At 66.4% G+C, this 10,920-nt stretch carries 11 protein-coding genes; 6 read left to right on the plus strand and 5 right to left on the minus strand.

Annotated features, from left to right (window positions below):
* Positions 1–714 (plus strand): GTP-binding protein (locus KBI52_RS04210; protein WP_210805566.1); only part of this gene is annotated, 714 nt, incomplete at its 5' end.
* Between the two features lie 25 nt (positions 715–739).
* Here the strand turns inward: KBI52_RS04210 and KBI52_RS04215 are convergent.
* The gene (locus KBI52_RS04215; RefSeq protein ID WP_173946052.1) at positions 740–985 is read right to left on the minus strand and encodes a hypothetical protein; all 246 of its coding nucleotides are present in this window, start codon (positions 983–985) and stop codon (positions 740–742) included.
* 176 nt (positions 986–1,161) lie between these two features.
* Between KBI52_RS04215 and KBI52_RS04220 the strand changes: the two genes are divergently transcribed.
* The 3 genes from KBI52_RS04220 to KBI52_RS04230 all read left to right on the plus strand — a co-directional run bounded on the left by KBI52_RS04220 (position 1,162) and on the right by KBI52_RS04230 (position 3,120).
* A complete protein-coding gene (locus tag KBI52_RS04220) occupies positions 1,162–2,169 on the plus strand; it encodes a WD40 repeat domain-containing protein (RefSeq protein ID WP_210805568.1) in 1,008 nt (335 codons plus the stop codon).
* 8 nt (positions 2,170–2,177) lie between these two features.
* Positions 2,178–2,456 (plus strand): hypothetical protein, encoded by a 279-nt coding sequence (locus tag KBI52_RS04225; protein ID WP_173946050.1) that lies wholly within the window; start codon positions 2,178–2,180, stop codon positions 2,454–2,456.
* A 139-nt stretch (positions 2,457–2,595) separates the two neighbouring features.
* Positions 2,596–3,120: a DUF2937 family protein gene (locus KBI52_RS04230; protein ID WP_247654175.1), complete on the plus strand. Its 525-nt coding sequence runs from the start codon at positions 2,596–2,598 to the stop codon at positions 3,118–3,120.
* On the opposite strand, the gene KBI52_RS04235 is transcribed toward KBI52_RS04230, so the two are convergent.
* Both KBI52_RS04235 and KBI52_RS04240 read right to left on the minus strand, forming a co-directional pair.
* Entirely contained in the window at positions 3,117–3,455 is a 339-nt protein-coding gene (locus KBI52_RS04235) for a hypothetical protein (protein WP_173946048.1), read from the minus strand. The genes KBI52_RS04230 and KBI52_RS04235 overlap by 4 nt on opposite strands.
* A 206-nt stretch (positions 3,456–3,661) precedes the next feature.
* Positions 3,662–5,089 carry a homospermidine synthase gene (locus KBI52_RS04240; protein ID WP_210805572.1) on the minus strand — a complete coding sequence of 476 codons (1,428 nt, stop codon included), beginning with the start codon at positions 5,087–5,089 and terminating at the stop codon, positions 3,662–3,664.
* Between the two features lie 250 nt (positions 5,090–5,339).
* Here KBI52_RS04240 and KBI52_RS04245 point away from each other — a divergent pair, with 250 nt between their 5' ends.
* Complete coding sequence (locus KBI52_RS04245) at positions 5,340–6,554, plus strand: MFS transporter (RefSeq protein ID WP_173946046.1); 1,215 nt, start codon at positions 5,340–5,342, stop codon at positions 6,552–6,554.
* 106 nt (positions 6,555–6,660) lie between these two features.
* Here KBI52_RS04245 and KBI52_RS04250 read toward each other — a convergent pair whose 3' ends face one another.
* Both KBI52_RS04250 and KBI52_RS04255 read right to left on the minus strand, forming a co-directional pair.
* Positions 6,661–7,233 carry a GNAT family N-acetyltransferase gene (locus KBI52_RS04250; protein WP_210805574.1) on the minus strand — a complete coding sequence of 191 codons (573 nt, stop codon included), beginning with the start codon at positions 7,231–7,233 and terminating at the stop codon, positions 6,661–6,663.
* Positions 7,234–7,418: 185 nt separating this feature from the next.
* A complete protein-coding gene (locus KBI52_RS04255) occupies positions 7,419–8,573 on the minus strand; it encodes a type III PLP-dependent enzyme (RefSeq protein ID WP_173946044.1) in 1,155 nt (384 codons plus the stop codon).
* A gap of 644 nt (positions 8,574–9,217) precedes the next feature.
* Between KBI52_RS04255 and KBI52_RS04260 the strand changes: the two genes are divergently transcribed.
* The gene (locus tag KBI52_RS04260) at positions 9,218–10,789 is read left to right on the plus strand and encodes a glucan biosynthesis protein (RefSeq protein WP_210805576.1); all 1,572 of its coding nucleotides are present in this window, start codon (positions 9,218–9,220) and stop codon (positions 10,787–10,789) included.
* Positions 10,790–10,920 lie beyond the last annotated feature (131 nt).

The raw sequence follows: 10,920 nt of genomic DNA on the forward strand, positions 1-10,920 counted from the left end.
CGCAAGGGCAAGTTCGACGCCATCATCGTCGAGACCACCGGCCTCGCCGATCCCGCCCCCGTGGCTCAGACCTTCTTCATGGATCAGGACGTGTCCGACGCCGCCCGCCTCGACGCGGTGGTGACGGTCGCCGACGCCAAATGGCTCTCCGCCCGCCTGAAGGACGCGCCCGAGGCGAAGAACCAGATCGCCTTCGCGGACGTGATCATCCTCAACAAGATCGATCTCGTGTCTGCCGCGGAGCTGGAAGAGGTCGAGGCGCGCATCCGCGCCATCAACCCCTATGCGAAGCTCCATCGGACGCAGAACTGCTCGATCCCGATCGCCGAGGTGCTCGACCGCAAGGCCTTCGATCTCGACCGGATCATCGAGCTGGAGCCCGACTTCCTGGAGGAAGGCCACCACCATCATCACGACGAGGAGATGCAATCCGTCGCCGTGCATCTCGACGGCGAGGTGGATCCGGAGAAGTTCATGCCGTGGATCTCGAACCTGACCCAGGTCGAGGGGCCGAACATCCTGCGCTGCAAGGGCATCGTGGCGTTCCCGAACGAGCCGAAGCGCTTCGTCTTCCAGGGCGTTCACATGATCCTGGACGGCGACGTCCAGGGCGAGTGGAAGCCCGGCGAGAAGCACACCTCGAAGGTGGTCTTCATCGGCCGCGACCTGAACGAGAAGGCGATCAAGGAAGGCTTTCTGGCCTGCGCGGCCTAAATCCCGCCGAACCGGCCTCGGGCTTTCAGCCCGGGGCCGCCTTGGCCATGCACTCGCGCACATGAGCCCTGCGCGCGGCGATGATCTGGTTGCGCGTATCCTCGGCCATGCCGATGCCCCGGCTGCTGGTGCGGTAGATCAGGTTGGCCTCCTGCTGACAGGCCGCCCTCCGCGCCTCCCTGGCCGATGGCGCCGCGCCCTGTTCCTGCGCGACAACCGGCGCAGAAATCATGACGGCAAGGACCAGGGCGGACAGTGGCAGGACTCGCATTCACTCACTCCTTCTTGAGTCGCGCAGTGTGAAGGAAGCGCCCGGATCTGGCCAAAGACCAAAAGGCCTAATCCCAGGGCCATTGGTGGATCACCCGCCGTTGAGAAATTGGATATGCCCCTGCCCCCGATCGGATGATCCGTGCTATGGGCAGCCCGCATGAAGGGATCCCATCGATGAGCACTGGAACCGCACCGTCCTTGACCCAGAACGTGACGCCCGTGGCGGCGGGCGCTCATGTCACGGCCATCGGCTGGCTGAAAGGTACGGCCGCCTTCGGCCTCGGCGACGGCGGCGTTCTGCTGGCCCGGGACGGCGAGACCCACCGGGTCGAGGCTCACTCCGATGCAGGCGTGCTGGTGGCGGCGAGCGACGGAGAGCGCTTCGTGACGGGCGGCGACGACGGCCGCGTCGCCGTCACCGGCCTCGACGGCTCCACGAAGACGCTGGCCGAAACGAAGGGTGCCTGGATCGATTCGCTCGCCGTCAGCGCCGGCGGGGCCGTCGCCTACGGGGCGGGCAAGAGGGTCGTCGCCCGCGACGACAAGGGCCGGGAGAAGACCCTCGAGGTTCCCTCGGCGGCCCGCGGCCTTGCCTTCGCGCCCAAGGGCTACCGGCTGGCGATCTCCCACTACAACGGGGCGACTCTCTGGTTCCCGAATGTGGAAGCCAAGCCCGAATCCCTGGAATGGAAGGGCTCGCATCTCGACGTCACCTGGTCGCCCGACGCCCGCTTCGTGGTGACCTCCATGCAGGAGAACGCCCTCCACGGCTGGCGGCTCATCCCCGACAAGGGCCACATGCGCATGAGCGGCTACCCGTCGAAGACGCGCTCCCTGTCCTGGTCGGGCGACGGCAAGTGGCTCGCCACCTCGGGCGCCGAGGCGGCCATCATCTGGCCGTTCGAATCGAAGGAAGGCCCCATGGGCAAGGCGCCGCGGGAATGCGGCGTGCGCCCGGCCAAGGTCAGCCGGGTTGCCTTCCACCCCAATACTCTGGTGCTGGCTGTCGGCTACGAGGACGGCTGCATCCTGCTCATCCGCCTCAACGACGCCTCCGAGCTTCTGGTGCGCCCGGCCGTCAAGGACAGCGGCATCACGGCCATGGCCTGGGATAAGGGGGGCAAACGCCTTGCCTTCGGCTGCGAGGACGGTCAGGCCGGCATCCTGACCCTGCCCGCGTGAGATCGCCCGTGGCCCTGTTCGGCGCGTTTCTGAGAGGGTCCTTCGGCCTGCCGAAGCCCGACAAGCAGGCTGTCGACCGGGTCAAGGACCTGGCCCGCACGGCCCTGCAGGTCTTGCCCGACACCGCCTTCGCGGTCAACGAGATCGCCTGCAACGATCCCGGCTGCCCGGGCATCGAGACCGTGATCCTGGTGATGGAGCCGGGTCGGAAAACCCGGGCCCTGAAGGTGCAGAAGCCCCTCGACGAGGTGATGGAACAAGATATCCTTCAGGCTCTTGACCCGTGAGGCATCGAACCGGAAAGTGGGCACCACTTTGTGGATCCATTCGATGCTATTTTCTCGAGAGCGCATCGTGTGGGGCGGAGACCGGATCCACTGTTCGCTGACGCGGCCCTCAGGCCCGCACGATGCGCGGAGGTCAAGCTTGCCCAGGATCACGCGCATCATCGCTTTCGGACTGGGCCTGTGCGGCGGCATCGTCGCCTCGCAGGGTCCCGAATTCGCCCAGCAGTACCGCCAGCGGCTGGGCGGCGCGATCGATGAATTGCGGCAGGTGATCGCGCGCTTCGACTCGGATGCCCAGGCCAGTGGCGAGACCCAGGCGAGCGCCATCGCGCGCCTGCGCTCCAATGCGGACGATTTCGTCAGCCGCCAGGGCGCCGCCATGCAGGCCAATGTGGAGCGTCTGGGGAATCTCGAGGCCCACCGGACCTCCATGATGCAGGCCGGCCCCTTCGCGCGGGTTGCGCTCATGGTGCGCGACGGCGACCGCGACGTCATGGAGGCGGTCTACCGCGACTTCGAGCCGGCCCTGCCGGTGACCGAGGAGGGCATGCTCTCGACGGCTGTGGGCTTCATTGCCATGTGGGGCGGTCTGCTCCTGCTGACGGGCTTCGTGCGCAGCCTGTGGCGCCGGCCGCGCTCGCACCGGGGTGCGGTGCGAGCTTAAGCTTCGCGTTCCGGCTTTCCGGCCAGCACCACGTAAAAGCCTAAGCCGTCCTGGACAGGCAGGGTCTGCAGCCGGTCGATCCAGCCGCGCTTCTTGGCCTCCAACAGGGCCTTGCCGACCGGCTGGAACAGGGTCTCGCCGCCGCCTTCCGGCGGCGGATCGAGGCGGATGGCCACCGCTTTCGACGGGGAGAAGCGGCTGCGCTCTAGCATGTCCTGGATCGAGGCCGCGGCCTTTTCCCGTGACGCGGCCCGCAGATCGAGCACGCTCTCGGCATCGGTGACGCCCAGGCCGCCGCGGAGCTTGTTGGCGTAGAATTCCTCGAAATGGGGCATCTCAGCTCACTCCATGGGTCGTGCCCGGCCCTCGCCGCCAGACATGACATCCGCCACGTCATGGCCGGGACGGGCCTGTCCCGGCCATCCTGATTGTTCGTAACGCTGCGCTCTTCGCATCGCGATCACCGGCTCAAGGCCGGCGACGACGTGGAGAGTGTCCCTTCCCGGCCGCCATAGGACGGTCGGGAAGGACGATGAGCGGGTTACCGCACCAGCACGTTCCGGAACTGCCACGGATCGGACGAATCGATGTCCTCCGGGAAGAAACCGGGGCGGTCGGTGAGCGGGGTCCAGTCGGTATAGTGGCCGTTCACCGGGCCGAGATAGGGCAGCTGCACTTCGAGGCAGCGGCGGAAATCCATCTCGTCGGCCTCGACGATGCCGGCGTTCGGGTTCTCCAGCGCCCAGACCATGCCGGCGAGCACCGCGGAGGTCACCTGCAGGCCGGTGGCGTTCTGGTAGGGCGCCACGCGGCGCGTCTCCTCGATGGAGAGCTGAGAGCCGTACCAATAGGCGTTCTTGCCGTGGCCGTAGAGCAGCACGCCGAGCTCGTCGATGCCGTCCACGATCTCGTTCTCGTCGAGGATGTGCTGCTCCTCCTGGAACTTGCCGGCGCTGCCGAACATCTCGTGCAGCGAGAGCACCGCCTCGTTGCACGGATGGTAGGCGTAGTGGCAGGTCGGGCGGTACACGGCCTTCCCCTCCTCGCGCACGGTGTAATAATCCGCAATCGAGATCGACTCGTTGTGGGTGACCAGGAAACCGTATTGCGGGCCCGGGGTCGGGCACCAGGTGCGCACGCGGGTGTTGGCGCCGGGCTGAAGCAGGTAGATCGCCTGCGCGTCGGGGCCGAGCGTGCCGGCGTTCTCCGGCATCCATGTCTCGTGCGTGCCCCAGCCGAGCTCGGCCGGCTGCAGACCCTCCGACACGAAGCCGTCCACCGACCAGGTGTTCACGAAGGTGCCCATGGGCTTCTCGGACCTGGCGCGCTGGGTGTCGCGCTCGGCGATGTGGATGCCCTTCACGCCGACCTGGCGGGCCAAGCGGGCCCAGTCCTCACGGTTCTTCGGCTCGTCATGGGCGATCCCGAGATCGCCCGCCACGTTGACCAGCGCCTGCTTGACGAACCAGGACACCATGCCGGGATTGGCCCCGCAGCAGGACACCGCCGTGGTGCCGCCCGGATTGCGCCTGCGCGCCTCCATGGTGATCTCACGCAGGGCGAAGTTCGTGCGCGACTCGGGCCCCTTGCTCTTGTCGAAATAGAAGCCGGGCCAGGGCTCGTTGACGGTGTCGATATAGAAGCAGTTGAGCGAGCGGCACAGCTCCATGATGTCGACGGAGCCGGTGTCCACCGAGAGGTTGACGCAGAAGCCCTGTCCGCCGCCGGCGGTGAGCAGCGGCGTGAGCAACTCGCGGAAATTGTCCTTGGTCACGGCCTGCTGGATGAAGCGGATGCCGCGCTCGTCGAGAAGCTCCTTGTGCTTCTCCTGCGGATCGATGACCACGAAGCGGCTCTTGTCGTACTCGAAATGGCGTTCGATGAGCGGCAGAGTGCCCTGGCCGATCGAGCCGAAGCCGATCATGACGATGGGGCCGGTGATGCGACCGTGAACGGGCCAAGTGGTCATCAGAGCTGTCTCCTTCGCGATAGCAGAGATGGAAAACGGTAAACGCCGAACGGCGGGTTTGGGCGCATGTAGGAGTGCTAAGCCCCCGGGGTCAATGCCCGGGGCCCTCCCCCGGCCCGGCGGGGCAATTTCCCTGCGGATGGCGAAGGGTGGATGACAGCCCCGGCGCGCCGTGCTCATTACACCCTCGACATCGTGCAACAGGGCTGCATGATCGCAGACCTCTTTTCCGTTCACCCGGCCGCGAGCGATGAAATTCCACGACCTTGTCAGGCAGTATTGGCGCATCATCGGGCTCGGCTTCGCCCTGACCTTCCTGTCATCCTTCGGCCAGACCTTCTTCATCTCCCTGTCGGGTCCCGACATCCGCCAGGCCTTCGGTCTCACGCACGGCGCCTTCGGGTCGATCTATTCCCTCGCGACCCTGTCGTCCGGGCTCCTGATGATCTGGGCTGGCAGCGTCATCGACCGGGTCGACATTCGCCTCTACGCCACCACAGCCATGCTTGGCCTGGCGGCGGCGGCAGTCAGTCTGTCCGTGGCGCCCAACCTCGTAGCGCTGGGCCTGAGCCTGTTCGCCCTGCGCCTGTTCGGCCAGGGCATGCTCAGCCATGCGGGCGTGATGAGCACGGCGCGCCTGCACGAGGGCGTGCGCGGGCGGGCCCTGGGCGTGGCTGCGCTGGGCTTTCCGGCCGGAGAGGCGACCCTTCCGGCCCTTGCCATCGCGCTGATCGCCGCCTTCGGATGGACGGGCGCCTGGCGCATCGCCGCGCTCGTCATCGTGGCGGCGCTCGCCGCCGGCTGGCTGCTCGGCGTTGTCCTCGCGGCGAAGGACGCGGACCTCGAGGCATCGGCACGCAAGAAGGCCTCGGGCGATCCGGGGCCGCGATGGAGCGACATCCTGCGTGATTGGCGCTTCCTGGCGCTCATCCCGACCATGATCGGCTACCCGGCGATCATGACGGCCTATTTCTTCCATCAGCGCTTCATCGCGGATCTGAAGGGCTGGTCCCTGGAGCTCTTGGCCAGCAGCATCACGCTCTTCGCCCTGGTGTCCGTGGTGGTGGCCATGAGCGCTGGCAGCTTCGTCGACCGGTTCGGCGCCGTGCGCCTCAGCCATTTCTACCTGGCCGGCATGACGGCGGCGTCCGTCACGCTGGCGACGTTCGACGCGCCGTTCCTGCCGCTCGTGTTCTTCGGGCTCGTCGGTCTGACGTCCGGCTGCACCAACGTGGTGATCGCGGCCGTTCTGGCGGAGTTGTTCGGCACCGCGCATCTGGGCAAGATCCGGGCGCTTGCCGGCGCCATCATGGTGGTGGCCTCGGCCGCGACGCCAGGCGCGATCGGCCTTCTGTTCGATGCGGGTGTGAGTCTGGAAGCGGTCTGCCTGGGCTTTGCCGCCTACATGGTCGCGGCGGCGGCCGTCACCTTCGTACTGCCCAACCCGAGGGCTGCGCGCGTTTAGAGCGTCGAGCGACGCTCTCCCGAGAGAGGAGGCATCGGATCAATCCCAAAAGTGCCGATCCACTTTCGGGTCCGATGCTCCAGCCCTCGGGAGGATCTCGTCGGGTTCAATACGCGGGGCGAAGGCCCGCCAGCACGCCCTGCGCGGCGGCAGCGACGAGCGCGCCGAGATCGGGCTTCTGCTCGAACGCTCCCGTGGCGGACACGAGACCGCGGGCATCGTCGAGGGCGCCGGCCTCGAGTTCGAGCGCCAGGAAGCGGCTGCGCTCGTAGGGACCCGGCAGCCAGAGAGAGCCGGTCTTCCCGGCGGAGAAGCCGAAGCGCTCGTAATAGGGTGCGTCGCCCACCAGCAGCACCGCCTTGTGGCCGAGATCGGCGGCGCGCGTCAGCGCCTCACGCATGAGCTTGCCCCCGAGGCCGAGGCTCTGCACGGACGGATCGATCGCGATCGGGCCAAGCATCAGCGCGGCGCGGTTCGGACCCGCCGAGACGTGCCACAGGCGCACCGTGCCGATGATCTCGCCGTCCCGGTCGATGACCAGGGACAGGCCGTCGGCCGGCATCCTGCCCTCGCGCAGGCGTTCGCAGGTCTTCTGGAACCGGGCGGGTCCGAAGCAGGCATCGAGCAGCGCCTCGCGGGCCTCGACATCGCGGAAGGTTTCTTCGCGGATCGTGATCATGGCCGTGGCCTCCCAAAACACGTGGGGTGAGCGACAGCCCTCGCACCTGCTCGAGACCGAGCAGGCCGTCCGGGACAACTCTGTTGGGTTGGTGCCTGCCTCATTCGACGAGGCAGGCGGGACGTGAGTTTCTAAAGTCGCATTCGCTTCCGCAAAACCGGCAAGCCACTTTTGCGGAGAATGCTTTAGATCACGTAGGACTTGAGCGGCGGGAAGCCGTTGAACGCGACCGCCGAGTAGGTGGTCGTGTAGGCGCCCGTGCCCTCGATCAGCACCTTGTCGCCGATCTCCAGCGAGACGGGGAGCAGGTAGGGCTCCTTCTCGTAGAGAACGTCGGCCGAGTCGCAGGTGGGACCCGCGAGCACGCACGGCACCATCCGGTCCTGATCGTGCTCCGTGCGGATCGGGTAGCGGATCGACTCGTCCATCGTCTCGGCGAGACCGCCGAACTTGCCGATGTCGAGATAGACCCAGCGCACCTCGTCCTCGTCGCGGCTCTTCTTCGACACGAGAACGACCTCGGCCTCGATGACGCCCGCGTTGCCGACCATGCCGCGGCCCGGCTCGATGATCGTCTCCGGGATGCGGTTGCCGAAGTGCTTCGACAGCGCCCGGAAGATCGACTCGCCATAGGCTTCGACCTGCGGCACCGTCTTCAGGTACTTGGTCGGGAAGCCGCCGCCGAGGTTGACCATCGACAGGTGGATGCCGCGGTGAGCGCATTCACGGAAGATCGCCGAAGCGGACCCGAGAGCCTGGTCCCAGGCTTCCGTGTTGCGCTGCTGCGAGCCCACGTGGAAGGACACGCCGTAAGCCTCCAGGCCCTGACGGTAGGCATGCTCCAGCACGTCCACGGCCATCTCGGGCACGCAGCCGAACTTGCGGGAGAGCGGCCACTCGGCGCCGGCGCCGTCGCACAGGATGCGGCAGAACACCTTCACCTCGGACGCGTCGATGCCGGCCGTCGCGGCGGCCCGGGAGATCTTCTCGACCTCGGCCTCGCAGTCGACCGCATAGAGGCGCACGCCGAGCTCGAGGGCGCGCACGACGTCGCGCTCCTTCTTGATCGTGTTGCCGAAGGAGATGCGGTCGGGCGTCGCGCCGGCATCCAGCGCGAGCTGGATCTCGACCACGGACGCCGTGTCGAAGCAGGAGCCGAGCTCGGCCAGGAGCTTGAGCACCTGCGGCTCCGGATTGGCCTTCACGGCGTAGAAGACGCGCGTGTCGGGGAGCGCACGGGCAAACTTGGAGTAGTTGTCGCGCACGACCTCGAGGTCGACGACCACGCACGGGCCGTCCTCACGTCGGTTGCGCAGGAATTCACGGATGCGCTGAGTCATGGCGCTCTCCCCACCAAAGGTTCAATGGAGGTCTTCAAGCCTCCGGATTGAAATTCAGACGATCAGGAAGTCCTGCCGTCCGGCGTCAGCGGGGAAAGATGGCATCCCGCTTCGTGCGATGGAGACACGAGAAGCGGCGATGGGCTCTTCACCCGACGATGCTGCCTTGGATTGGATGGGGATACTCCATCCGCACGCCTGGCAATGATAAACAAGCCTCTTCGGTGTTGACCTTTGGAGGGCCAACGAGACCAAAAAAGCCCGTTCGTCGTTGCTTTAAGTCGCGTCCCCCGTTGAGAACGAGGTGCGCCGGTTTTCGCCTCCGGCTGCCGGTTAGGGGTATCGAGAGCTAGGGCGCTCTCGGGCGGCTGTCCGGCCTCTTGTCCGGATGCCCACCAACCGGCACGCGACCACAGGCACGTGCGAAATTGGGCAGGGGTGAAATAAGCATATTCGCCAGGGATCACAAGAGCTTTTCGAACCCCGCCTGAGATTTTTTTAACCCTGCCGGGACCTGTGTCTTGCCCGCATCACCGTTCAGCCTCCATTAAGCGGGACCGGTACACGGAAGACGCTCGAGCCCCATATTCCAATGCCTTGAATTCCAGCCATTTTCCTCCTTCAGCCGAGAACGCCCCGCAGCCATGACGAACCTGTCCCGCCGTACTCTCCTGCAAAGCCTGCTCGCAGCCACCGCGCTGCCTGCCTTCCACCAGCAGGCTTCAGCCCAGCAGCAGACCGGCGTGCCGGCGCCCAACCCCTTCCGGTACGAGGATGTGGTGCGCCGCGCCCGCGAGCTGGCGGCCGTACCCTATGAGGCTCCTCCGACCCAGCTGCCGGAGCCCCTCAACCGGCTCAGCTTCGACGATTATCGCGACATCCGTTTCCGGCCCGACAAGGCCCTGCTCGGCTCCGGCAACGGGCCGTTCCGGATGCAGCTCTTCCACCTGGGCTTCCTCTACCAGCGCCCCGTGACCGTGAACATCATCCGCGACGGGGTGCCCACGCCCGTGCCCTATCAGCGCGAGCTGTTCGATTACGGCCGCAACAAGATCGAGCGGCCGCTGCCGGTCAATCTGGGCTTTGCGGGTTTCCGTCTCCACTATCCTCTGAATGACCCGAAGATCCTCGACGAGCTCATCGCGTTCCTGGGCGCGAGCTATTTCCGCTTCCTGGGCTCGGGCCAGAAATACGGCCTCTCGGCGCGGGGCTTGGCGATCAACGTGGAAGGGGGCGAGGCGGAGGAGTTCCCCCATTTCCGCGAATTCTGGGTCGAGATGCCCCGGCTCAACGACGAACGGGCCATCATCTACGCCCTTCTCGACAGCCCGTCGGTCGCCGGCGCCTACCGGTTCGAGATCTACCCGTCGAAGGAAACCACCCTCGACGTCACGGCGACCTTGTTCCCGCGCCAGACCCTCACCAATGTGGGCGTGGCTCCCCTCACGTCCATGTTCTTCGAGGGCGAGAACGATCGGAAGCCGACGGACGATTACCGCCTCGAGATCCACGATTCGGACGGGCTCCTCATGCAGTCGGGCGCGGGCGAGTGGATCTGGCGGCCGCTGCGCAACCCGAGCGCCAAGACGATCTCGTCCTTCAGCGACAACAATCCCCGCGGCTTCGGACTGATGCAGCGCGACCGGGTGTTCGAGAACTACCAGGATCTCGAAGCCCATTATCACCAGCGCCCCGGCTACTGGGTCGAGCCCATCGGCCAATGGGGCGAAGGCTGGGTCGAGCTGGTCGAGCTTCCGACGCCGGACGAGACCCATGACAACATCGTGGCGTATTGGCAGCCGAACCGGCCCTTCGAGCCCGGCCAGGAGGTCGTCCTGTCCTATCGCCTGCGCGCCGCGTCGGCGATCGGCGCCATGCACCCGGGCGGGAAGGTGATCAACACCTTTCAGACCCCGCCCCGGGCCAGCGGATCGAACGCGCCAAGCGATTCCCGGCACCGGCGCTTCATCATCGACTTCGCGGGCGGCAACCTGCCCTATTATCTCGGCGCTCCCGAGCAGGTGCAGCTGGTGCCCTCCACGTCGGTCGGGCAGATCACCAACACGTTCATCATGCCCAACGACCATACGAACGGCTTTCGGGCGGCCATCGACGTGAAGCTGGAGCCGGGACAATCGACAGACCTGCGCGCCTTCCTGCGCGCCGGCAACCGGGCCCTGACAGAGACCTGGACCTATCCCTGGTTCGTGGAGTGATCTTGCGGGCCCGCACCTCTCCCGCCATCCTGCGGCCGGCTGACACCCTCCTCGTCGAAGCCACCATGTCATGGCCGGGCTTGTCCCGGCCATCCCGATTGGAAGAGCAGAGCGCCTTACGGGTCGGGATC

It is taken from the genome of Microvirga sp. HBU67558 (assembly GCF_018069605.1).
GTDB lineage: Bacteria > Pseudomonadota > Alphaproteobacteria > Rhizobiales > Beijerinckiaceae > Microvirga > Microvirga terrae.